Annotated in this window: 23 protein-coding genes; 7 read left to right on the forward strand and 16 right to left on the reverse strand. The window is 70.5% G+C overall.

Features of this window, described 5'->3' with window-relative positions; translation table 11 throughout:
- Positions 1 to 49: 49 nt before the first annotated feature.
- The 11 genes from KN815_RS08105 to KN815_RS08155 form a co-directional block, all read right to left on the reverse strand.
- Complete coding sequence (locus tag KN815_RS08105) at positions 50 to 1,837, reverse strand: IucA/IucC family protein (RefSeq protein WP_216341065.1); 1,788 nt, start codon at positions 1,835 to 1,837, stop codon at positions 50 to 52.
- Positions 1,834 to 2,433: a GNAT family N-acetyltransferase gene (locus tag KN815_RS08110; RefSeq protein ID WP_216341066.1), complete on the reverse strand. Its 600-nt coding sequence runs from the start codon at positions 2,431 to 2,433 to the stop codon at positions 1,834 to 1,836. The genes KN815_RS08105 and KN815_RS08110 overlap by 4 nt, the downstream gene beginning before the upstream one ends.
- Positions 2,430 to 3,737 (reverse strand): lysine N(6)-hydroxylase/L-ornithine N(5)-oxygenase family protein, encoded by a 1,308-nt coding sequence (locus KN815_RS08115; protein WP_216341067.1) that lies wholly within the window; start codon positions 3,735 to 3,737, stop codon positions 2,430 to 2,432. Before KN815_RS08115 ends, KN815_RS08110 begins: the two co-directional genes overlap by 4 nt.
- Before the next feature lie 26 nt (positions 3,738 to 3,763).
- Positions 3,764 to 5,350: a pyridoxal phosphate-dependent decarboxylase family protein gene (locus KN815_RS08120; RefSeq protein ID WP_301184557.1), complete on the reverse strand. Its 1,587-nt coding sequence runs from the start codon at positions 5,348 to 5,350 to the stop codon at positions 3,764 to 3,766.
- Positions 5,351 to 5,599: 249 nt separating this feature from the next.
- Entirely contained in the window at positions 5,600 to 6,484 is an 885-nt protein-coding gene (locus KN815_RS08125) for a siderophore-interacting protein (protein WP_216341068.1), read from the reverse strand.
- Positions 6,485 to 6,545: 61 nt separating this feature from the next.
- Positions 6,546 to 7,571, reverse strand: a complete 1,026-nt coding sequence (locus tag KN815_RS08130; RefSeq protein ID WP_216341069.1) for an ABC transporter substrate-binding protein — start codon at positions 7,569 to 7,571, stop codon at positions 6,546 to 6,548.
- A 152-nt stretch (positions 7,572 to 7,723) separates the two neighbouring features.
- Positions 7,724 to 8,722, reverse strand: coding sequence for a PDR/VanB family oxidoreductase (locus tag KN815_RS08135; protein ID WP_216341070.1), 999 nt, complete (start codon positions 8,720 to 8,722; stop codon positions 7,724 to 7,726).
- Positions 8,719 to 8,916, reverse strand: a complete 198-nt coding sequence (locus tag KN815_RS08140; protein ID WP_216341071.1) for a hypothetical protein — start codon at positions 8,914 to 8,916, stop codon at positions 8,719 to 8,721. Before KN815_RS08140 ends, KN815_RS08135 begins: the two co-directional genes overlap by 4 nt.
- The gene (locus KN815_RS08145; RefSeq protein ID WP_216341072.1) at positions 8,913 to 9,974 is read right to left on the reverse strand and encodes a Rieske 2Fe-2S domain-containing protein; all 1,062 of its coding nucleotides are present in this window, start codon (positions 9,972 to 9,974) and stop codon (positions 8,913 to 8,915) included. Before KN815_RS08145 ends, KN815_RS08140 begins: the two co-directional genes overlap by 4 nt.
- Before the next feature lie 96 nt (positions 9,975 to 10,070).
- A complete protein-coding gene (locus KN815_RS08150; RefSeq protein ID WP_216341073.1) occupies positions 10,071 to 10,349 on the reverse strand; it encodes a DUF4190 domain-containing protein in 279 nt (92 codons plus the stop codon).
- A gap of 5 nt (positions 10,350 to 10,354) precedes the next feature.
- Positions 10,355 to 10,510 (reverse strand): hypothetical protein, encoded by a 156-nt coding sequence (locus tag KN815_RS08155; RefSeq protein ID WP_216341074.1) that lies wholly within the window; start codon positions 10,508 to 10,510, stop codon positions 10,355 to 10,357.
- Between the two features lie 151 nt (positions 10,511 to 10,661).
- Here KN815_RS08155 and KN815_RS08160 point away from each other — a divergent pair, with 151 nt between their 5' ends.
- Positions 10,662 to 11,291: a TetR family transcriptional regulator gene (locus KN815_RS08160; protein ID WP_216341075.1), complete on the forward strand. Its 630-nt coding sequence runs from the start codon at positions 10,662 to 10,664 to the stop codon at positions 11,289 to 11,291.
- Here the strand turns inward: KN815_RS08160 and KN815_RS08165 are convergent.
- Positions 11,257 to 12,588, reverse strand: a complete 1,332-nt coding sequence (locus KN815_RS08165) for a M6 family metalloprotease domain-containing protein (RefSeq protein ID WP_216341076.1) — start codon at positions 12,586 to 12,588, stop codon at positions 11,257 to 11,259. The two genes, KN815_RS08160 and KN815_RS08165, sit on opposite strands and share 35 nt — an antisense overlap.
- Before the next feature lie 289 nt (positions 12,589 to 12,877).
- Here KN815_RS08165 and KN815_RS08170 point away from each other — a divergent pair, with 289 nt between their 5' ends.
- On the forward strand, positions 12,878 to 13,528 hold the full coding sequence (locus KN815_RS08170) for a TetR/AcrR family transcriptional regulator (RefSeq protein ID WP_216341077.1): 651 nt from the start codon (positions 12,878 to 12,880) through the stop codon (positions 13,526 to 13,528).
- A gap of 176 nt (positions 13,529 to 13,704) precedes the next feature.
- Positions 13,705 to 15,213, forward strand: a complete 1,509-nt coding sequence (locus KN815_RS08175) for an MFS transporter (RefSeq protein ID WP_216341078.1) — start codon at positions 13,705 to 13,707, stop codon at positions 15,211 to 15,213.
- Positions 15,214 to 15,421: 208 nt separating this feature from the next.
- Here the strand turns inward: KN815_RS08175 and KN815_RS08180 are convergent, their stop codons facing one another.
- Positions 15,422 to 15,922: a MarR family winged helix-turn-helix transcriptional regulator gene (locus KN815_RS08180; RefSeq protein WP_216341086.1), complete on the reverse strand. Its 501-nt coding sequence runs from the start codon at positions 15,920 to 15,922 to the stop codon at positions 15,422 to 15,424.
- Positions 15,923 to 16,043: 121 nt separating this feature from the next.
- Here KN815_RS08180 and KN815_RS08185 point away from each other — a divergent pair, with 121 nt between their 5' ends.
- Positions 16,044 to 16,826 carry a dioxygenase family protein gene (locus KN815_RS08185; protein WP_216341079.1) on the forward strand — a complete coding sequence of 261 codons (783 nt, stop codon included), beginning with the start codon at positions 16,044 to 16,046 and terminating at the stop codon, positions 16,824 to 16,826.
- 48 nt (positions 16,827 to 16,874) lie between these two features.
- Here the strand turns inward: KN815_RS08185 and KN815_RS08190 are convergent, their stop codons facing one another.
- Positions 16,875 to 18,026, reverse strand: coding sequence for a questin oxidase family protein (locus tag KN815_RS08190; RefSeq protein ID WP_216341080.1), 1,152 nt, complete (start codon positions 18,024 to 18,026; stop codon positions 16,875 to 16,877).
- Positions 18,027 to 18,216: 190 nt separating this feature from the next.
- Positions 18,217 to 18,630 (reverse strand): hypothetical protein, encoded by a 414-nt coding sequence (locus KN815_RS08195; protein ID WP_216341081.1) that lies wholly within the window; start codon positions 18,628 to 18,630, stop codon positions 18,217 to 18,219.
- Positions 18,631 to 19,003: 373 nt separating this feature from the next.
- On the opposite strand from KN815_RS08195, the gene KN815_RS08200 reads away from it, so the two are divergent.
- Entirely contained in the window at positions 19,004 to 20,008 is a 1,005-nt protein-coding gene (locus KN815_RS08200; RefSeq protein WP_216341082.1) for a sigma-70 family RNA polymerase sigma factor, read from the forward strand.
- Between the two features lie 155 nt (positions 20,009 to 20,163).
- Here the strand turns inward: KN815_RS08200 and KN815_RS08205 are convergent, their stop codons facing one another.
- Positions 20,164 to 20,901, reverse strand: a complete 738-nt coding sequence (locus KN815_RS08205; RefSeq protein WP_216341083.1) for a 3-oxoacyl-ACP reductase family protein — start codon at positions 20,899 to 20,901, stop codon at positions 20,164 to 20,166.
- A gap of 299 nt (positions 20,902 to 21,200) precedes the next feature.
- Between KN815_RS08205 and KN815_RS08210 the strand changes: the two genes are divergently transcribed.
- Entirely contained in the window at positions 21,201 to 21,962 is a 762-nt protein-coding gene (locus KN815_RS08210; RefSeq protein WP_014054359.1) for a DeoR/GlpR family DNA-binding transcription regulator, read from the forward strand.
- Positions 21,959 to 22,756: 1-phosphofructokinase (gene pfkB / locus KN815_RS08215; protein ID WP_216341084.1), on the forward strand; the 798-nt coding region annotated here is incomplete at its 3' end. The genes KN815_RS08210 and pfkB, both read left to right, overlap by 4 nt.

Here is a 22,756-nt window from a genome sequence, read left to right on the forward strand (position 1 = left end):
CGCCCGAAGCCCCGCCCCTCAAGCCCCGGACCGAAGGGCACCGGCCGTCTCAGTCCTCCCGTTCGAAGGCCGCGATCGGGTTCTTCAGTGTGCCGATGAGCTGGAGGGCCCCCGCCGGGTCCTGGAGGTCGACCATTTCCCGGTTGTCGCGGAGCTGGAGGCGGTTGAGGCAGGAGAGGGCGAAGTCTTCGGTGAACATGTCGTACTGGGCGAATTTGTCGGCGAGGTGGGGAGCGGATCGCTGGTAGGCCAGGACGGTGTCGGCGACCGTCTGCCAGAAGGTGTCCTCCTCCAGGAGGCCCTCGGTGACCAGGATGCCGCCCAGGAAGCGGAGGAAGCAGTCGAAGACGTCGGTGAAGATCGAGAGCAGTTTCTTGTCCTCGGGGACGTCCACGCGGATGCGTTCGACGGTCGGGGGGAGGACCGCGGTGGGGTCCATGACGGCGATTTCCTCGGCGATGTCCTTGAAGATCACGCGCTGGACGGCGCCGTCCTCGATCACCAGGATGACGTTCTCGCCGTGCGGCATGAAGACCAGGTCGTAGGCGTAGAAGCTGTGCAGCACCGGGGTGAGGTAGGCGTCCAGGTAGCGGCGCAGCCAGGTGGCGGGGGTGAGGCCGGATTCCTCGATGAGGGCGCTGACGAAGGAGGCGCCGTCGGGGTCGGTGTGGAGGAGGGCGGCCATGGTGGCCAGGCGCTGGCCGGGTTCCAGGGTCGGGACGGGGCTCTCGCGCCACAGGGCGGCGAGCATTTTGCGGTACGGGGAGCCCTTCGCGGTGGCGGCCTCGTACTGGCGGTGGTGGTAGCCGATCGCCGCTCGTTCTCGGATGATGGAGAAACGCGCGGCACGGAAGGTCTCGTCCGAGGCGATCAGGGACGCCAGCCAGTCGTTGATGGCCGGGGTCGCCTCCATATAGGCGGCCGACAGGCCCCGCATGAAGCCCATGTTGAGGACCGACAGCGCGGTTTTCACATAGTGCTTGGAGGGGGCGCTGGTGTTGAAGAAGGTGCGGATCGACTGCTGGGCGAGGTATTCGTCGTCGCCGGGGCCCAGGTACACCAGATACTGCCGGGCGACCTCGGCGGCGAAGCTGACCGACAGCTTGTTCCACCACTGCCAGGGGTGCACCGGCAGCAGGTGATAGTCGGCCGGGTCCAGGCCGAGGTCGGCGAGGGTCCGCGCGAAGCGGGCGCGGGTCTCCGCGCCCAGTTCGGAGTGGATCAGGGCGTCGTAGTCCAGGTCCGCGGAGGCCGTGAAGGTGGAGCGGTCGCGGCGGGCGGCGAGCCAGATGAGCTGGACGGGGCTCGCGGTCTCGGGGGCGTACGAGAGGTATTCATGGATGCCGAAGCCGAGCCGGCCGTTGTTGGCGACGAAGCAGGGGTGGCCCTCGGTCATCCCCGTCTCGATCTCCTGGAAGCCGGATTTGGCCAACTGGGCGGCGCCCACCGGCTCGGCGGCCAGTTTGTACGCCGTACCGGAGAGGGTGGAGCTGATCTCCTCGAGGTAGACGGGGAGGACGTCCTCGCTCAGGCCCAGCCGCCCGCGCAGCTCGATGAAGAAGTCCAGGGCGTCCAGGGGGAGTTCGGCGCCGGTCGGGTCGTGGCGGGTGATGCTGTCCGCCTCGACCAGCCAGTGGTCCAGGGAGAGCACCTGGGCGGCGAAGCGGTAGGTCACCGCCCCGTCGTCGCTGGTCACGGCGTAGCGGCCGGCGGGGCCCGGCTCGGGGGCGAGCAGGCGTTCGTGGGTGAACTCGGCGAGGGCCTTGCGGATGAGGAGGCGGCCCGCCCGGTCCCACAGCTCGGGGGTGAGGTGGGCGACGGCGTCGCGGGGGCTCATCGGGTCACTCCTTGGACGGCGCGGGCGGCGAGGGTGGTGCGGGCGGCCTCGAACCGCTCGCGGGTGCAGACGCTGAGGTAGGCGTCCTTCTCGGGTTTGGCGATCCGCTCGACGATCTCGAAGCCGACGGCCGCGTTGAGCGCGTGCACCGCCGCGTTGCGCACATCGGGCTCGACGACGACGCGCCGGACATGCGGATCGGCGAAGCAGAACTCCATGACGACGGTGATCACGGCCAGCGTGAAGCCGTGTACCGGGGTGTCGGTCGGCGCGCAGAGGAAGTGCATGCCGACGTCGCCGGGCCGGGCGGGGTAGAGCCCCTCGAGTTCCACCCGCGAGGGGTCGTAGCGCTCGGCCAGGAACGCCGGGCGTCCCTCGTGCAGGCCGATGAACGCGTCATGGTGCGGATGCTCGTGGATCCCGCGGTACTCGGCGGCGACCTCCGCCTCGTTTGCCCCCTGCATCATCCAGTAGGACGCCTTGGGGTGGGTCACCCAGCCGTGCAGCAGCCCGGCGTCGGCCGCCGGGTCCAGGGTGCGCAGGGTGAAGGCGCCCAGGCGCGCGTCCGTATGCTCGAAAACCGGTGACGGTGTCATGCGATGGCTCCTTCCGGTGCGCCGAACTCCTGGAAGGCGATGGACTTCTCCACCGGGTAGTGCTCCCGCCCCAGCAGCTCACGGATGATCCACGAGTTGCGGTACGGGCCCATGCCCAGGTCCGGGGAGGTCAGGCTGTGGGCGTGGGTGGCGCCGTTCTGGAGGAAGATGCCGCGCCCGGTGGTGTCGATGCTGTAGTTGCGGGCGACGTCGAAGCGGCCGTGGCCGTCCCAGCGGATGCGGTCGCGTACCGGGTCCAGGAAGGCGGGCACCTGGTAGCGGTAGCCGGTGGCCAGGACGAGCCCGTGGGTGGTGAGCGAGAAGTCCCGCTGCTGCTCCGCATGGCGCAGCCCCAGGGTGTACATGCCGGACAGGTCGTCGTACTCCGCGCCGGTGAGCGCGGTGTTGGTGAGCAGCCGGGTGGGCACCGGGCCGCTCACGCTCTTCTGGTAGAGGAGGTCGTAGATGCCGTTGACGAGGTCGGCGTCGATCCCCTTGAACAGGCCCTTCTGCTCACTCTCCAGCCGGTAGCGGGTGTCCTCGGGGAGCGCGTGGAAGTAGTCCACGTACTCGGGCGAGGTCATCTCCAGGGTGAGCTTGGTGTACTCCAGCGGGAAGAAGCGCGGGGAGCGGGTCACCCAGTTCAGCCGGTAGCCGTGGGTGTCGATGTCGGCGAGCAGATCCTGGTAGATCTCGGCCGCGCTCTGGCCGCTGCCGACGATGGTGATGGACTCCTTGGCTTGAAGCGCCTCCTTGCTCCCCAGGTAGTGGGTGTTGTGCACCAGATCGCCGTCCAGGCCGCGGCACACCTCGGGGAGGAACGGCGGGGTGCCGGTGCCCAGCACCAGATGGCGGGCGCGGTGGGTGGTGGTCCCGCCGGTGGCGGGACGCCGGGCGCGCACCGTGTAGAGGCCGTCGGCCTCGTCGTACTCGACGCTCGTCACCTCGTGGCCGAAGCGGACGGACGAGAGCTTGGCGGCGGCCCAGCGGCAGTAGTCGTTGTACTCGGCGCGCAGCGGATAGAAGATCTCGCGGATGTAGAAGGAGTACAGCCGGCCGGATTCCTTGAGGTAGTTGAGGAAGGAGTACGGGGAGGTGGGGTCGGCCAGCGTCACCAGGTCGGCCATGAACGGGGTCTGGAGGGTGACGCCGTTCAGCAGCATGCCCGGATGCCAGTCGAACTCGGGCTTGCTCTCCAGGAACAGCCCGTCGAGTTCCTCGATCGGCTCGGTCAGGCAGGCAAGGCCCAGGTTGTAGGGGCCGAGCCCGACCGCGATGAAGTCATGGGTGTGCGGGGTGGGCACGAGGGTCTCCGGCGGGGTGAGGGGGCTCAACTGGCGCGCGAGTGGCGGGGGCCGCTGAGTTCGGGCTCGATGTGCAGGGCCAGATACTGACCGGCGTGCTCGGCGAGGAGGTCGAGGACATACGCGATGTCGCTCAGCGAGGTCTCCGGGTTGAGCAGGGTGAACTTGAGGTGGTGACGGCCGTCGACGACGGTTCCGGCGACGACCGCCGCACCGGATGCGGCCAGCGCCTCGCGGGCGTGCAGATTGGCCCGGTCGACGAGATCCGGGTCGCCCGGCCCGTCCGACGGCGGTACATAGCGGAAGACGAGCGTGGACAACTGGGGCTCGGTGACGACCTCGTAGCGCGGATCGGTGTCCAGCAGCGCCCATGCCTCGGCGGCCCGGTCCACCACCTCGTCGAAGAGGGCCCCCACGGCGTCCGCGCCCATGATGCGCAGCGTCAGCCACAGCTTGAGCGCGTCGAAGCGGCGGGTGGTCTGGATGGACTTGTCGACCTGGTTGGGGATGAGGTTGCGGGCGCTGCGCTCGGGGTTGAGGTAGTCGGCGTGGTACGTGGCGTGGCCGAGCGTGGCGCGGTCGCGGACCAGCACGGCGCTGGAGCTGACCGGCTGGAAGAAGGACTTGTGGTAGTCCACCGTCACCGAGTCGGCGCGCTCGATGCCGTCGAGCAGCCCGCGGCGGGTCGGGGAGGCCAGCAGTCCGCAGCCGTACGCGGCGTCCACATGCATCCAGGTGCCGTGCCGGTCGCACAGCTCGGCGATCTCGGGCAGCGGGTCGATCGAGCCGAAGTCGGTGGTGCCCGCGGTGGCCACGACGGCCATGACGATCAGGCCCTCGCGACGGCAGCGGTTCAGCTCACGGGCGAGGGCGACGGTGCGCATCCGGCGGTCCTGGTCGCAGGGGACCGGGATGACGGCCTCGTAGCCGAGCCCCAGGATGGCGGCGGCCTTCTGGACGGAGAAGTGGCCGGCCTGGGAGGTGAGGATGCGCAGCCGCGGCAGGATGGCGGATTTGGCGACGGTCTCGCCGGCCGCGGCGGCCTCCTCCTCCACCAGCGTGCACGCCTCGTCGCGGGCGAGCAGCATCGCCTGGAGATTGGACTGGGTGCCGCCGCTGGTGAAGATGCCGTCCGCGGCCTCGCCGAGGCCGATGCGCTCGGTGGTCCAGTCGATCAGCCGGCGCTCGATGAGGGTGCCGCCCGCGCTCTGGTCCCAGGTGTCGAGGGAGGAGTTGACGGCGGAGAGGACGGCCTCGCCCAGCAGTGCGGGGATCACCACGGGGCAGTTGAGGTGGGCGAGATAGCGCGGGTGGTGGAAGTAGACGGCGTCCTTGAGGTAGACGCTCTCCAGCTCCTCGAGCGCGGCGTCCGGATCGCCGAGCGGCCGCTCCAGGTCGATTCCGGAGATCTCGGGGGCGAGCTCGGCGGGGGTGACGCCGGTGAAGGGGCGCTCGGTGCGGGCGACGGTGGAGGCCACCAGGCCGACGCCGTCGGTCACGGAGCGCCGATAGCGTTCCGCCGTACGGCCGTTGAACAGGTGGGCCCTGCCATCCGCCGCCCCGGGTATCGGCTCCGGCGACGGGTCCTCAGCGGTCTGCGCGAGGAAACTCACGGTCTGTCCCTTCTGGAAATGGGCATGCGGGCGTGCGGAGGGCGCGGGCATGCGGCTGGTGGTGGGGAGGGAGGCGGCCCTCGGCCCACGCCCGCGGCCTGATGGGCGTGCGGGGGCGCTGGACGCGGCGGCAGGGCGCGTGGGGGCGCGCCGAGCGGTGGCCGCCCGTCGTCCAGTGGTCGGTCTTTCGCGGTCCCGTGGGGGATTCGGCTGTGGCGGTTCGGTTGTGGGGGCTCGGTATCCGTGGGGTCAGTCGTCGGTCGCGGGGCCGGTGCCCGACACGGCTTCCTCGACGAGCTGTTCCTCACAGGTGCCCAGGCGCCAGTAGCCGGTGAAGGTCACGGCCTTGCGGTCGAAGCCGCGTTCGCGCACCAGATGGCGGCGCAGCTCCTTGACGGTCCCGGCCTCGCCCGCGATCCAGGCGTACGGCGTACCGGAGGGCAGTTCGGTGGTGCTCACGGCGTTCCGCAGCAGCGCGGAGCGCGGGGTTCCGGGGGCCACGGCGTCCCGGACCAGCCAGGTGATGTCGGCTTTCGCCGCGGTGCGCAGTTCCTGGATGTCCTCGGCGTGCCGGACCTCGAGCCACACCTTGGCGGGCAGATCGGCGGGCAGCCATTCGAGGATGCCCGCGATGGCGGGCAGCGCGGTCTCGTCACCGGTGATCAGCACCCACTCGGTGCCGGACGGCGGCCGGAAGTCGACACCGCCGTTGTCCTCCACGACCGGGCCCAGCAGGGTGACGCGGTCGCCCGCCTCGGCGCGCGCGGCCCAGCGGGCGGCCGGGCCGCTGTCGTCGTGCAGCGCGAAGTCCACGTCGATCTCGTGCGGGTCGTGGCGCTGCCGGCGCACCGTGTACGAGCGCATGATGCCGCGTTCGGCCGGGTCCATCGCCCGCCAGGTGGCGAACCAGCCCTCCCCGGCCTCGGCCGGGACCACCGGGGCGCTCTGGCCGGGGTGCGGCAGGAACAGTTTGAAGCGCTGGTCGCGGCCGCCGCTGGTGAAGTCCTTCAGACACGCGCCGCCGAAGGTGATCCGTGCCATGGACGGTCCGAGCGGGCGGGTCCGTACGACCCGCGCGTCGAAGAAGCGGAACGGAATGGCGGTGGTGGCCGTGGTGGTGGCTGCGGTGGTCATGGCGGTGGGTCTTCCCTTCGCTTGCCGTGGGGAGGCCGGGCCGGCCGGTCGTGCTGACCGTTCAGTGGAGCTTCTTCGCGTCCTGGATGGCCTTGGTGAGGGATTCGACGAGCGGGGCGGCGCCGGCGTACGAGAAGCGCGGCTCGCTGCTCCACGGGGTGATCTGACCGGCCTTGACCGCGGGGAGCTTGGACCAGGTCGGCTTGGCGGTCAGGGCCCCGGGCTGGAGGGTCGCGGTGCGGTTGTCGAGGAAGAGCACATCCGCGTCGTACTTGTCGGCGTTCTCCCAGCTCAGGCTCTCGAAGTAGCCACCCTTGTCGGGCTTTTCGGGCATGACGAAGTCGACGCCGAGCTCGCTGAAGTAGATCAGGTCGGCATTGATCTTCGGGTTGGAGACATAGAAGAGATCGGCGCTGGCGGAGCAGGCCATGACCTTGATCCGGTGGGATTTGACGGTTTTGCGCAGCGTCTCGGATGCCTTCTCGAACCGCGCCTTGGCGTCGGTGACCTTCTTGGCCTTCGGGTCGGCGCCGAGCGCCTCGGCCAGTGCGGCATAGCGCTTGATGGGCTCGACCATGGAGACCCGGCCGGTGCCGATGGCGGCGCTGGGGGCGAGCTGGAGGATCTTCTTCTTGCTGTCGTCCGGGATGTAGAAGAGCGCGCCCGGGTCGTACATGTTGGTGATCAGCAGATCGGGGCTGAGCGAGGCGTACTTCTCGACGTTGAACTGGCCCCAGGTGTTGCCGAGGGAGGTGGCCCGGTCGACGGGGAAGTCGCCCGCCTGGACGTCCGGCTTGCCGTTCTTCAGCGTGGTCGGCCCGAAGACGCCGGTGATCTGCTTCTCGATGCCGAAGTCGTAGAGCGCGGCCGCCGCGGCGATGTAGGCGACGATGTGCTGGGGCCGGCCGTCGAGGCTGATCTTCTTCTTGCGGTCGTCGGTGAACGACCAGGAACCGCCGCCGTCACCGCCGCCGGAGCCCGAACCGCCGTTGTCGCCGCAGGCGGTGACCAGGGCTCCGAGTCCGAGGGCGCCGCCCGCGGCGAGCAGACCGCGGCGGGAGAGGGGGAGTGCTCTGGCCTGGCGCATGAAGGTGCTCTCTCTCGATGCATACGGGGACGTGGTTCGTGGGACGGCAACCCGAGGACGTAGTTAGGTTAGCCTAACCAACCTGGTTGTCCAGCGGGTGGGGTCGTTCCGAACCTCACATCGAGGGGCTCATCCGGCGGTTCAGGGCGGATTCACAGGTCCAGCACCAATCGGGGGCCACGGCAGCGTGAGACGCAGATCATCATGGTCTCGCCCGAGGCCCGCTCCTCGCCGGTGAGCACGGAGTCGTGGTGGTCCACCTCTCCTTCGACGACATCCGTCTCGCACGTCCCACACGTGCCCTCCTCGCAGGAGTACAAAACCGGTACCCCCGCCGCCTCGACCGTGCGCAGCACACTGCGGTCCGGCTCCACGGTCAGGGTCAGCCCGGAGCGGGTGAGCACCAACTCGAAGGACGCGCCCGCCGGTTCGGCGCCCGCCGCGTCCGTACGGGGCTGGAAGCGCTCGGTGCGCAGGGCCCCGTCCGGCCATGCCCGGCACGCCTCCTCGGCGGCCCGGAGCAGCGGTTCGGGACCGCAGCAGTAGACGAGGGTGCCGGGTGAGAAGGGGGCGGAGGGGGCGGAGGGGCCGGCCGGGGCGTCGAGATACGGCGCGAGGTCGAGCAGCCCCTCCTCGTCCTGTGGCACCAGCCGCACCTTGCCGCCGTAACGGGCGGCGAGCTGGTCCGCGAAGGCCATCGAGCCACGGGTGCGCCCGCCGTACAGCAGCCGCCAATCGGCGCCCGCGGCCTCGGCGGCGGCCGTCATGGGGAGGAGGGGAGTGATGCCGATGCCGCCCGCGATGAACAGATAGCGGGCCGCCGGGCGCAGTGCGAAGTGGTTGCGCGGGCCGCGCACCCGCACCGTGCTCCCCTCGGTGAGGGTGTCGTGCACCCGGGCGGAGCCGCCGCGCCCGGCGGGTGCGCGGAGCACCGCGATCCGCCAGGAGGCGCGGTCGGCGGGGTCGCCGCACAGCGAGTACTGCCGGGTCCGGCCCGGGTCGAGGACGAGATCGAGATGGGCGCCGGGCTCCCAGGCGGGGAGTTCACGGCCCGTCGGATGGCGCAGGGTGAGCGCCACCACGTCCGCGGCCACCTCCTCCCGGCGGGCCACCAGCAGGGTGTCCTCGTACTCGCCGCCGGGGTTCGTCACGTCATCTCCTCACGGTGATCGGCGGGTTGGTGCCCGGTGGGCTGGTGCCCGGTGGGGTGGGCGAGCATCCACTGCCACAGCTCGACCGGGTCCTCGGCGGTGCGCTCGGCGCCGCAGTGGCAGACCCCGTGCAGCACATCGGTGCCGGGCAGCCAGTCGATCCGGTACACCTCGGCCGTGGGGGCGCCGCTCACGGGGACGCCACCACGGGCGCGGTCTTCTCCCCTTCGGCGGCGAGGCGGGCGAGAATGCGGCGCGCGGCCAGACCGCCGGTGTCGATGTTGATGCTGAGCTCCTGATAGCCCTCGCGCTCGGTGTCCAGGGCCTTCTGGAGCAGATTCAGCGCCGCCACGTCCTGTAGCACCACGGTCCGGTTGAGGTCGTGGAGGAAGGTGGTCACCTCCTCGTCGTCCTGTGCGAAGTCCCGTGAGACGGCCCAGAAGTCGTACACATGGCGGTCGGTGGACGGGGTGATGGCGTAGGTGATCTCCACATGGAAGGCGTCCGGATCGGAGCCGTCCGGCCTCGGCAGCACCCCGGCCGGGGCGATCCGGCTGTGCAGGAGATAGAGACAGGGCGCGTGGTACTCGATGTCCTGCCAGCGGGTGATGCGGCCGTCGATGCCGGTGGAACGGGCGTAGAACGGCGGGCACTCGGCGTCGTCCATATGCCGGCTGACCCGTACGACGCCCGCGCCCTCGTCGACCTCCGTGGTGATCGGGGTCTCGGCGACCTCGGGAGTGCCGATGTAGCCGCTGTGCAGATACGTCTCGTGGGAGAGGTCCAGCAGATTGTCCACCAGCAGGCCGTAGTCGGCGTCGATCGGCTCCATGCCGCCCACGGTCGTCCAGCGCGGATCGGCCAGCCAGGGCGCGCGCGGCACCGAGCGGGGATCGGCGAGCGCCGGGTCCCCGATCCACACCCACACCAGCGAGTCCTGCTCGACGATGGGATAGGAGGGGACCCGGGCGGTGCGCGGGACGCGTTTTTGGCCCGGTACGAACACACAGGTGCCGCCGGTGTCGTAGGTGAAGCCGTGGTAGCCGCAGACGACCGTGTCGCCGTCGAGACGGCCGGCGGTGAGCGGATAGCGGCGGTGGACGCAGCGGTCGGCGAGCGCGATGACCGTGTCGTCGGACTCGGTGCGGTAGAAGGCGATGGGTTCGTTCAGGATGGTGCGCCCCAGCAGCTCCCGGCCGATCTCGCGGCCGTAGGCGGCGACGTACCACTGATTTCTCGCGAAGGCGGTCATGCGTGCCAGCGTGGTGATGCCTGTCACGCACGGGCAACGGCCCTTCCGCTGAGTGGAAGGGCCGCGTGGGGAGGTGTCGGTGAACTGCCGGGCGGGTCAGCCGCCGAACTGCCAGAAGACCGACTGGTTCAGCGTCAGCAGGACGATGAGCAGGGCCACATCGGCGATGCCGAGCATGATGCCGAGCAGCGCCCGGCCCCTGCGGCGGGTCTCCCGGGCGAGGGCGAGCGTCCCCAGGACGATCGCGCAGGGCCCGAAGACCGCGTTGAAGAGCAGCAGGCCGATCAGGCCGAGTACGAAGGAGGCGACGGCCATGCCATCGGCGTCCCGGCGCGCCCGGATGGGTGAGGTGCGGGACGGTGCGGTGAGTGCCATGGGTCTCAGCTCTCCTTGTGCCCGATGCGTTCGCGGATGAAGAAGACCAGCAGCCAGGCGCTGATGGCGCCCGCGGCGGCGAGGAAGAGGGGGAGCGGAGTGTGCGCCGCCGCCCCGAGAAGAACTCCCATCAGGGCGAGTGCCGCGACGATGAAGAGCATATGAGCCTCTCTCGAAGTGACGATCCGGATGCGGTTGGCGTGCGGATGCTGGTTGTTGGGTGAACAGTTGGAATCACAACTGTTCACTGAGTTCCAGAGTACCCCCGCCGAGCCCTGGAAAAATTCAGCGAACGCCTGTTTACTGAATGATATGAGTCACAGGTGCGGGGTCCGGCAGGCCCAGAAGGAGAAGACCCGGCGCGCCCTGATGGACGCGGCGTTGGGGCTGCTGGAGGACCAGAGCCTGAGCAGTCTGGGGCTGCGCGAGGTCACGCGGGCGGTGGGGATGGCGCCCGCCGCCTTCTATCGGCACTTCCGGGATCTCAGCGATCTCGGTGTCGCGCTGGTCGAGGAGTCCCTGGGCAGCCTGCACCCTATGATCGGCGCGATACTCGCAGGTCAGGACGGTGACGCGGAGCGGATCGACGCCACCGTCGAGGCGGTCGCCGAACATGTCCGCCGCTATCCCGCGCATATCCGCTTCATCGCACGTGAGCGGCATGGCGGGGTGCGTGCGGTGCGTGCGGCCATCGCCGCCGAGTTGGACCGGTTCGCCGATGAGGTGGCCGCCGACTTCTCCCCGCGGCTGACGCCGGACGGCTGGCCGCCGGAAGATGTCCGGATGCTTGCGGAGCTGTATGTGGACCACATGGTGATGACGGCGACGGCGTTCCTGGAGGCGCAGCCGGAACATCCACGGCTGGAGCGGCGGGCCGCCGACACCGCGCGCAAGCAGTTGCTGCTGATCAGCCTCGGGCGCCGGCACTGGCGCGACGGGTGATCTCCACGCCGAAGTCCCCGGCCGCGTCCCGGCCGGTGACCCGGACGCGTATCAGCAGGCCGTTCGCCTCCGCGCGGAAGGTCTCGCCGGGCGCGTAGGTCGCGTCGCTGAGCCCGGGGTGGACATTGCGCTCCCGGGTGCAGCCGCGGCCATGGGGGGTGGAGTCCACGATGGTGACGGGGCCGCCGCCGGAGTCGACACCGGTGTCCACCCGGGAGATCAGCACACCGGGCTTGCATATCGCCTCGTCGTTGCCGCCGCTCGCGCGCGCCTCGATGGCGTAGCCGGTGGACGGCGAGACGGGGACGAAGACCAGCTTGGTGCCCTCCGGACGGCTCAGCGGGGACAGGGTGTGCGCGAAGACCCCGGAGCGGGCGGCGCAGGCGATCTGCCGCGGGCCGAGCCAGCCCAGCTTCCACTTGTGCCAGGCCAGCAGGTCGTTGCCGGCGCCCCAGTCCTCGGACATCACATCCCAGTGGCCGGCCTTGTCGCCGCCGCCCCGGGTGTAGAGGTCGGGCAGCCCGAAGACATGGCCGTTCTCATGGGGCAGGACGCGGAAACCGGTGCGGCGCAGCGAGCCGGAGCCATCGTCCTGGCGGCTGTAGACGAAGGAGACATTGGCCAGCGGCACCCCGTCGGCGGTCGGGGCCTGCTGGTTGTCGGCGTAGGTGACGGACAGCACGGCATGTGCGGCGGGCGGCCCGGCGTTCGGGGTGACCAGGACGTTCACCAGGTCGTAGCGGCGGAAGTCGACCTTGGGTTCGGCGGCCTTGGCGATGTCGGCCACCAGTTTGCGATAGCCCGGGTCGAAGGGGCTGCCGCGTTTGATGCCGTAGGCGCGGAACGAGTGCGGCATCCGCAGCCAGTGGGCGATCGGCATCTCGGGGCGGTAGTCCAGCCGTCCGTAGGAGCTGCGGGCGAACCACCGGGTGGTCTGGGGGAAGAACTCCTCGAAGCGCTGGCGGGCGGTGCCCTGGCCGCGCACATCGGGGAAGTCGATCATCAGGTTGAGGGCGTGGACCGTGCCGGTGCTGCGGCTGTAGCCGCGGCTGGTGGGTATGCCCTCGGACATCTGGAGCCCCGGTCCTGAGGCGAGGGCGCAGGGGGCGAGCGAGCCGAAGGCCGGTCGTCCGGCGGGCGCCGGGGCCAGCTCGGGGGGTGCGGGGGACGTGGGGCGCGGAGCCGCCGCCGGGGCGACCACCGCCACTGTGAGCAAGGCGGCGGTGGCGAATGCGCTGCCTCTGTGGGGCCGGCGTATTCGTATGCGGTGGCGGGTGCTCCCATGCGTCTGCCTCATTGCCGACCACGGTGTGACGGCACGGGCCGGGGCGCTCGTGGGGTGCCGCCGAGTGGGGGAATGACCTGCTCCGTCCGGGCGGTGGGGGGTGCCGGACAGGTGTGAGGCAGGTCACCTGCGGACGTGGAAATTCCGGGGAGTGATTCCCCGTTTAACCCGATGACCGCATAAACGGGGACTGACTCCCCGGAAATGTTGAAGCTCGAACGTCTGGGCCGGGGCCTGGTGTCGCCACCAAGCCGCCGGAGAACCGTACGCATGGATGCCGTACGCGGAAGGGAGTGCTGCCATGACCGCCGACACGATGAGCGCGAAGACCGCGCAGCCCCGGCTGCGCGCGGACGCCCTGCGCAATCGGGAGCGTATCGTCGTGGCAGCCCGTGAGGTGATCGTCGAATCCGGGGCCCATATCCCCCTCGATGAAATCGCTCGACGGGCGGGGGTCGGGAATGCCACGATCTATCGGCACTTCACGGACCGCCGTGAGCTCATCCACCATGTGGCGCTTTCGGTGATGTCCGGCGTCGCCGACCAGGCCGAATCCGCCCTGGCCGAGGAGGCGGACTCCTTCTCGGCGCTGCGGCGTTTCGTCCATGCCGCGGCGGACGAGCGCATCGGCGCGCTGTGCCTTCTGCTCTCCGACGGCCTCGACAAGGAGCACCCTGATCTCATAGCCGTCCGCGACCGTCTGTCCGCCGGTGTCGAGGCCCTGATGGGGGCCGCGAAAGCCGACGGCCGACTGCGCACCGACATCGGAGTCGGTGATCTGATGGTCGCGCTCAACCAGCTCACCCGGCCGCTGCCCGGCAGCTTCTGTGTGGACTTCGACGCCTTTGTGCACCGGCATCTGCAACTGTTCCTGGACGGTTTGCAGGCCCCGGCGCGCTCCGAACTACCCGGCAAGTCCGTGACCTTGGAGGATCTTCAGCACCGGCCGTGACGTAGATCGCACCCGGCCGATCCCGGAGCACCGCTTATTTCGCGCGCGTTCACAAGTCTTCTGTACGTGCGTCGACGCCTCTCGCTACCTGTTACCCAACGGCCTGCGCCGGCCTGACTTCGGCCGGCCCCACTCGTCCCATCTATCACTCTCCGCACCGCTAGGTAGGCTCTTCCATGCCTGAAACGGCACAATTCGTGGATCCCCGGCGCTGGAAAGCGCTGATATTCATCGCCCTCGCCCAGCTCATGGTCGTGCTCGACGCGACCATCGTGAACATCGCGCTGCCCAGCGCCCAGGCCGACCTCGGCATCTCCGACGGCAACCGGCAGTGGGTCATCACGGCCTACGCCCTCGCCTTCGGCGGACTGCTGCTCTTCGGCGGCCGGATCGCCGACCTGTGGGGACGTAAGCGGACCTTCATCGTCGGCCTGGCCGGCTTCGCCGCCGCCTCGGCCATCGGCGGCGCCGCGCTGAACAGCGGCGTGCTGCTGGGCGCGCGTGCGCTCCAGGGTGTGTTCGGCGCGCTGCTCGCCCCCTCCGCGCTCTCGCTGCTCGCGGTGATGTTCACCGACCCCAAGGAGCGCGCCAAGGCGTTCGGCGTCTTCGGCGCCATCGCGGGTGGTGGCGGTGCCGTCGGTCTGATCCTCGGTGGTGTGCTGACCGAGTACATGGACTGGCGCTGGACCTTCTTCGTGAACATCCCGTTCGCCATCGTCGCCGGGATCGGCGCGGTCGCCGTGATCCGCGACCCGGTGGAGAGCCGCAACACCTCCCGGCTGGACGTCCCCGGTGTGCTCCTGGCCACCTCGGGTCTGGTCTCGCTGGTGTACGGCTTCACCCGCGCCGAGTCCGACGGCTGGTCCGCGGGCCTGACCATCGGTCTGTTCGTCGCCGCGGCCGTGCTGCTGATCGCCTTCGTGGCCGTCGAGTCGCGGGTGAAGGCGCCGCTGCTGCCGCTGCGCGTGGTCACCGACCGGAACCGGGGCGGTGTCTACGCCTCGCTGGGCCTCGCCATCATCGGCATGTTCGGTCTGTTCCTCTTCCTCACCTACTACATGCAGGTCGTCAAGGGGTACAGCCCGGTCAGGACCGGCTTCGCCTTCCTGCCGATGGTCGCGGGCATGATCACCGGCTCGACGCAGATCGGCGCCCGGCTGATGACCCGGGTCCCGGCGCGGCTGCTGATGGGGCCGGGCTTCCTGGTCGCCTCGGTCGGCATGCTGCTGCTGACCCAGATCGACCTGGACACCTCGTACCCCACGCTGATCCTGCCCGGGTTCCTGCTGCTCGGCCTCGGCATGGGTACCGCCTTCATGCCGGCGATGAGCCTGGCCACGCATGGCGTCGAGCCGCGTGACGCTGGTGTCGCCTCGGCGATGGTCAACACCTCGCAGCAGGTGGGCGGCGCCATCGGCACCGCGCTGCTGAACACCATCGCGGCGAGCGCCACCACCGCGTACGCCAAGTCGCATGCGGCGGGCGCCCCTTCCCGTACGGCGCTGGAGCTCCAGTCGATGGTGCACGGCTACACCGCCGCCATCTGGTGGGCGGTCGGCATCCTGGTGCTGGCCGCGGTGATCGCCATCACGATGGTCAACGCCGGACATCAGGGTGGCGGCGGCGCGGTCGCCGGCTCCGACGAAGGAGCGGCGGAGGACGCCATTCCGGTCATGGCGCACTGACGCGCCGAGGCGGTTCGTACAGAGGCGTTCGTACAGAGGCCGTTCGTACAGAGGCCGTTCGTGCAGCGGAGATAATCTGTACGGCGGCGTCCGTACGGCGGTGTCCGTACAGCGGCGAAGGCCCCGTTCCCCTGGGGAGAATCCTGGGGGAGCGGGGCCTTCGCGCTGCGGTCCTCGGCGTGCCGGGGCGGGGGCTTGGGCGGCGGTGTCAGCGCAGCCAGGGGAGGTCGGCGCCCTCCGGCTGGAGACCGTCCGCGATGATCCGGCAGATGGTGCCGAACTGCTCGATCTGCTCGGGGGTGAGCCGGTCGAAGACGGCCGTCCGCACGGCGGACACATGGCCGGGGGCGGTCTGCTCCAGCACCTTGCGTCCCTTGTCGGTGAGGACCGCGTTCTGTCCGCGCTTGTCGTCGGGGCAGTCCTCGCGCCGGACCCAGCCGTCCTTCTCCATGCGCGCGATGGCATGGGACAGCCGGGATCGGGTGATCTTGGCGGCCTCGGCGAGTTCGGTCATCCGCAGCCGGTGGCGTGGCGCCCAGGAGAGCTTCACCAGCAGGCCGTAGTAGACGTGGGGCATACCGGCGTCCCGCTGCAACTGGCGGTCCAGGTGATCCTCCAGAAGCATGTGCGCCTGGACGTACGCCAGCCAGCTCCGCTGTTCGTCATCGGTCAGCCAACGCGGTTCGTCGGTGTCTGAGGGGGTCTTCATGGCGTTGTCCACGCGTCCATTCTAGAGAACACTTTTTGAACTTTAAACAAGTGTGCGGTACAGTGATGCCGTGATTGCTTGAGACTTCAAACACCTTGTCGGGCTCTGCCGAGGAGACTTCATGTCCGCGCTCGACGGGCGTATGCCCGCCCTCTACCTCAGTCATGGTGCTCCGCCGCTCGCCGACGATCCGGTGTGGCCCGGACAGCTCGCCGCCTGGGCCGCGGGCCTGCCCCGGCCCCAGGCCATTCTCATGATCTCCGCCCACTGGGAGGAGGCGCCCCTGGCGGTCGGGGCCACCCAACAGGCGCCATTGGTCTATGACTTCTGGGGATTTCCCCAGCACTACTACCAGGTGCGGTACGCCGCGCCGGGCGCCCCCGAGCTCGCCGAGCGGATCCGCAAGACGCTGCGCACGGCGGGTACCCCGGTCCAGGACATCCCCGATCGGGGGCTGGACCACGGGGCGTATGTGCCCCTGGTCGAGATGTATCCGAAGGCCGACATCCCGGTCCTCCAGGTCTCGATGCCGACCCTCGACCCGCGGAAGCTGATGGAGATCGGGCGGAAGCTGGCGCCGCTGCGGGACGAGGGCGTCCTGATCGTCGGCAGCGGCTTCTTCACCCACAACCTGGCCGCGATGCGGCAGCGGGGCCCGACACCGCCCAGTTGGTCGGCCGAGTTCGACGACTGGGGGCAACGGGCCCTGGATGCCCAGGACATCGACGCGCTGCTGGACTTCGAGCACACGGCCCCGGCCGGACGGCTCGCCCATCCGCGCACCGAACACTTCGCGCCGTTGTTCGTCACGCTGGGCGCGGCGGAGGCGGAGTTGGACAGCCAGCGGAGCGTGATCGACGGCTTCTGGATGGGGCTGGCGAAGCGGTCTGTGCAGTTGGGGTGAGTGGGGGCTCGGTGAGGGGGCTGGGTGGGGACGGATCGCGTGCCCGCTTCAGAACGCCGGGTCGATCATCGCGCAGGCGTGGAGTGCCGCGGCGAGAGCCATGGCGTCCGGGTGCTGGGCGACGTCGAGGGCCATGGCGTCCGGGCCCTGGGCGACGTCGAGGGCGGTGTCGGTGAGCTTGATGGCGTGCTCATCGCCGTGCGCGGCGGCGCGGGCGAAGACCTCCTCGGGGGTGACGCCCGCCGCGGACGGCAGCCGGTCGGCCGGGAGCGGCTCCGGCGGCGCGTACACCGCCGTGACCGCGGCGCTCGCCGCCCATGCCGCGTCCAGGCTCGGCGCCCACAGCTCGCGCGGCAGCGCGGGCAGGACGCGCAGTACGGCGTTGGGCGCGGTCGCGGCGTGGACCAGCATGACCGGTGAGCCATGGCCGTGGGTGGCGTAGCGATGGGTCGCGGCCCGCACGAGTTCGGTCAGCCGCCGGCGCGCCTGCTCCGGCGGGTCGGCGGCGTCGGCGGTGTTGGCGGTGTTGGCGGCGTCGGGGGCGTCGGGCGTGGTCGTCCGGCTGGTGGGCCGCGGGGCGGGCGGCCAGGTGGGGAAGGCGGTGAGGCGGGCCAGCCGGGCCCGTATGTCACCGCTCTGGTCGGCGACCGGCTCCACGGCGGCCAGAGCGTCGGCCGCCGACCCGGAGGCGGGGCCCGGCTGCTGCCGGAGCGGCGGCAGCGGGTCGTGCCGGGCGGCCCAGTAGCCGAGGGCCTGGGCCAGTTCGGCGGTGCGGGGAGCGGTCGTAGTGCCCGGGGCGTCCAGGAGGGTCCGTACGGCGTGGCCGACCCGGATCACCGGATGCGTCGCACCGCCGGCGATGCCCGGCAGCAGCCGTGGCCACCACACGGCGAGCACGTCCCGCCAGGGGCGGTCGGCGAGTTCCCGGTCGAAGTAGGCGGGCCAGTCGGCGAGACGGCGGGGATCGCCGAGCGCCTCGCGCCAGTTCTCCTCGGTGATCCGGGCGTACCCGCCCGGCATCTCCTCCAGCTTGTCGCGATAGCGGTCCAGCCACCGGTGCACGGTGCGCCCCTGGCCGTGACGCACCAGCGCCTCAACGGCCATCGGCGCGTGATTGCTCAGCCATCCCGCACGCTCGGGGCCGGAGGCATGCAGTCGCTCGAGGGCTTCGTCGAGGGTTCCACTCGCGTCGTCTGTCATGAGCTCACGCTAGGGAGGGCGGCGCGGCCCCGAATCGGGCCGGGGGCGGAAGCGTGCGGGGACCAACGACCTAAGCCGGGGCCGGGGTGGACGGGCCGGGGACCTCGGCCCGGGACCTCGGCCGGAGGTCTGGGCCGGAGGTCTGGGCCGGGGGTGCGGGCCGGGGGTACGGGCTGCGGCAGGCCGCGGGCTACTGCGGAGGGCGTTCCTCCCGTACGTGGAAGATGTAGAACGCTATGCCCGTCATCGCGAGCCCCGCCCCGAGCCCGATCCCCGCGGACCGGTACACCGAGCCTCCGCTCACGGCGTGCAGAAAGCCGAGCGCACAGCCGAGGAGCGTCCCGTAGAGCATGGCCCGGATCTCCGGCATCAGGCCCGGTGTCATCCTGCCGAGGGCGTAGCAGAGCGCCCCGACCACCACCGCCGACACCACGCCGAGGACGGCGGACGCGGGGATGGTGGAGCCCTGATTGTGGTCCACGAACATCACCCAGCCGCCGAAGAGCACCGCCAGTACGACGGGGACGCCCCAGGAGGCGGAGGGGTGCACGGGGAGGTGGAGCAGCGGATGGTGGTGGCTCACCGGGGCTGTGGGGGCATTCATGGCCGGACCTCCTCGTCGCCGCGTCCCCGCCCTGACCTGTCACTTTCCAGCGCACACCCATGCGGAGGGCCGGGCAACCCGGCGCGATGGGCCATCCGGGCAACCGGGAGCCCGCCAGATTCGTCTTGACGGATGAGAGACGGGCGGAAGAGCCGTAGCAGACGCCGGCACAGGGGGTCTGACCTGCGCTTCCCGCCGCTTCGGCAGTGCACTGACCCCGGTGTGGGTGGACAGGATACTGCATGATCGTAAAAAGGTGGGGGCCTGATGGGAATTCTGTCCTGATTCCAGTCGTTGTTTCCTTCGGACGGGGCACCCGACACCGGAGAGTCCGTCCATAGTCCGCGCCCGATCCATCTGTAAGGGAGCACGCATGGCAACCCGTGCCGTCGCCCGTAATCAGTCCGCCGCCGCTGGTGGCGCTGATGGGGCCAACAGCGTTCGCGCCTCAGGCGGGGAGATCGCCGATCGCGACCTGGTCGGCATGTATCTCGACGAGATCGCTCGTACCCCGCTGCTGGACGCGGCGAAGGAGGTCGAGCTGTCCCAGTCCATCGAAGCGGGGGTATATGCCCAGCAGATCCTGGACGGCGAGGTTGAGGAGGCCCCTGCCGCTGGTGCGAGCCGCCAGGAGCTGGAGGCGATAGCCACCGAAGGTGCCCGCGCCAAGGACATCTTCATCCGCTCCAATCTGCGCCTCGTCGTGGCTGTGGCGCGCCGCTATCCGCGCAGTGGGCTCCCCCTGCTCGACCTGATCCAGGAGGGCAACGCGGGCCTGGTGCGCGCGGTGGAGAAGTTCGACTACACCAAGGGGTTCAAGTTCTCGACCTATGCCACGTGGTGGATCCGTCAGGCCATCACGCGCTCGATCGCGGACCAGTCCCGTACGATCCGGCTGCCCGTCCACCTGGTCGAGGAGCTCGGTCGGATCCGCCGGGTGCAGCGGGAATTCAACCGTGAGCACGGCCGCGAGCCGGAGCACGCCGAGATCGCCGAGGAGCTCGGCTCCACGATGGAGCGAGTCTCGGATGTGCTCGACTGGGCCCGCGACCCGGTCAGTCTGAATATGTCGGTCGACGACGAGGGGGAGACCCAGTTCGGCGATCTGCTGGAGGACACCTCGGCCGTTTCGCCCGAGCAGTCGGTGATGACGCTGCTGCGCAGCGAGGAGCTGGAGGACCTGATCGGCCGCCTCGACGACCGCACCGCCTCCATCATCAAGGCGCGGTACGGCATCGACGACGGCCGGGAGCGCACCCTGACCGAGGTCGGCAAGCAGCATGGCCTCACGCGTGAGCGCATCCGCCAGATCGAGAAGCATGCCTTGCTTGAGCTGAAGAAGATGGCCCGCCAGACCGGTTTCGACGCAGCGGCTTGAGTTCTCGGGACAGCGGACTCCAGCCGCCACCAGACCCTCTCCAACCATGGACCGAGCCCCGGCGCCTCCCCCCTGGCGCCGGGGCTCGCTTGTGTCCGGGTGCGGGCCGCCCGGTGTGATGTGGTCGGGGTCGGTTGCGCGCCGGGGCCGGGCGGTCAGACGGCGAAGCCGCCGTCCACGGCGATCGACGCCCCGGTGATGTAGCGGCCGCTGTCGCCCGCGAGATGGGCCACGGTCGCCGCGATCTCCGTGGTACGGCCGTAGCGGCCGAGTGCGGTGAAGCCGCTCTGGAGTGCGGCGCTCTCGCCGTCCGCCGGGTTCATATCGGTGTCCACCGGGCCGGGGTGGACCAGGTTGGCCGTGATCCCGCGCGGGCCGAGCTCACGGGCCAGGGCCTTGGTGAGGCCGGTGAGCGCGGTCTTGCTGGTCGCGTAGAGGCTGCCGCCGGGGAAGGCGACGCGCTCGGCCATGCAACTGCCGATGTTGATGATCCGCCCGCCGTCGGCCATATGCGCGGTGGCCGCCTGCGCCAGGAGGAACGGCGCCCGGACGTTCACGGCGAGGACCTGGTCCACATCGTCCAGCGACAGCTCGGCGATGGGGCCGAGGGCGCCGACGCCCGCGTTGTTGACCAGGATGTCCAGTCGGCCGAACTCGGCGGCGGCCCCCTCCACCGCGGCGCGCACGGCCTGCGCGTCGGCGCCGTCCACCCGCACCGCCCAGGCCCGACGGCCGAGCGCCTTGATCCGGTCGACAACGTCCGCCGCGCGGTCGGCCTGGCTGTGGTAGGTCAGGGCGACATCGGCGCCGTCCTCGGCGAGCCGGATCGCCACGGCCTCGCCGATGCCCCGGCTGCCGCCGGTGACCAGGGCCGCCTTGCCGTCGAGTGTCATCTCTTCTCCTTGTGTGTGAATTATGCGCGGAAAATTCCGCTGTGCGGTGGTCCCTCCCGATGAGGGGGACATGGCTCGATCCTGGCCGGGCGGGTGGCGGAAGTCCGGCGGGATACGGACGGTGCGCTGCGGCGATGAGCGGGGCGGGAAGAGTGATCGCTGAGCGATTGCCGAGCGGTCGCGACCCACGCATGCCCGGTCGAGTTCGTTTCGTGCCCGAGTCTGTTTACTTTCCGGCATCGCCCACGTAATCTGGCCGCGAAATCACAGGTTCGGGCATGGAAGGGACGTAAACCCACATGTACGCACCGGAGCGTCAGCAGGAGATTCTCCGGCTCGCCCGTGAAAGCGGGCGGGTGGATGTTCTGTCCCTCGCCGAGGAGTTCCAGGTCACCGCCGAGACCGTACGGCGTGATCTGCGCACCCTCGACCGCGCGGGGCTCGTCCGCCGTGTGCACGGGGGCGCCATTCCGGCCGGTCGTCTGGACTTCGAGCCCGATCTCGCCGAGCGCGAGTCCACCGCCGCCGATGAGAAGGACCGCATCGCGCGGGCCGCCATCGCCGAGCTGCCGTCCGACGGCAGCGTGATCATCGACGCGGGCTCCACGGCGGCCCGGTTCGCCGCCGCCCTCCCGCTGGAGGCCAAGCTCACCGTCGTCACCCACGCCCTGCCCGTCGCCGCCCGGCTCGCCGACCACCCCGGTATCGCGCTGCACCTCGTCGGCGGACGGGTCCGCCACCGCACCCGGGCCGCCGTGGACGCATGGGCGCTGCGCGGCTACGGCGAGATCAAGGCCGATGTGGTCTTCCTCGCCACCAATGGCTTCTCGCTGGACGGCGGGCTCACCACACCCGATCTCGCGGAGGGCGCCGTCAAGGGCGCCATGATCGCGGCAGCCCGGCGGGTGGTGCTGCTCGCGGACTCCGCCAAGTTCGGCCGGGAGCACTTCGCCCGGTTCGGCGGCCTGGACGATGTCGATCTGCTCATCACGGACACCGGGCTCAGCCCGCAGGACGCCCTGGCCATCGAGCGTCAGGGCACGGAAGTGGCACGCGCATGATTCTCACCGTCACCCCCAATCCCAGCCTGGACCGTACGTACGAGATCCCCGCCCTGGAGCGCGGCGCCGTGCTGCGGGCCACGGCCGACCGGGTCGACCCCGGCGGCAAGGGCGTCAATGTCTCGCGCGCCGTGGCCGCCGCGGGGCATCGCACGGTGGCCGTACTGCCGCTCGGCGGACCGGAGGGCGCGCTGCTCGCACGGCTGCTGGGAGAGCTGGGCATCGAGGCGGCGGGGGTGCCCGTGGCGGGCTCGACCCGGGTCAACATCTCCGTGGCCGAACCGGACGGCACCCTCACCAAGCTCAACGCGGCCGGGCCCGAACTGAGCGACGCCGAGGCCGAGGCGGTGCTGGAGGCCGTCCGGACGAGCGCAGAGAGCGCCGACTGGATCGCCTGCTGCGGCAGCCTGCCCCGCGGGCTCGCACCCGAGTGGTACGCCGAGTTGGTGGCGCGGGCCCACCGGGCGGGCGCCCGGATCGCCCTGGACACCTCCGGCCCCTCGCTGACCGCCGCCCTGCGCGAGCGTCCTGATGTGGTCAAGCCCAACGCCGAGGAGCTGGCGCAGGCCGTGGGCCGTCCGCTGGCCACCGTGGGCGAGGCGGTCAAGGCGGCCGAGGAGCTGCGCGGGCTCGGTGCCCGTGCCGTGCTGGCCAGCCTGGGCGCCGACGGTCAGTTGCTGGTCGACGAGACGGGCGCGTACTTCGGCACCGCGCGGGTCGCCGCCGTGCGCAGCAACGTCGGGGCGGGCGACGCCTCGCTCGCCGGATTCCTCGCGGCGGGCGGCGCCGGGCCC

Origin of the sequence: Streptomyces niphimycinicus (genome assembly GCF_018883605.1) — a bacterium.
Taxonomy (GTDB): Bacteria; Actinomycetota; Actinomycetes; order Streptomycetales; family Streptomycetaceae; genus Streptomyces; species Streptomyces niphimycinicus.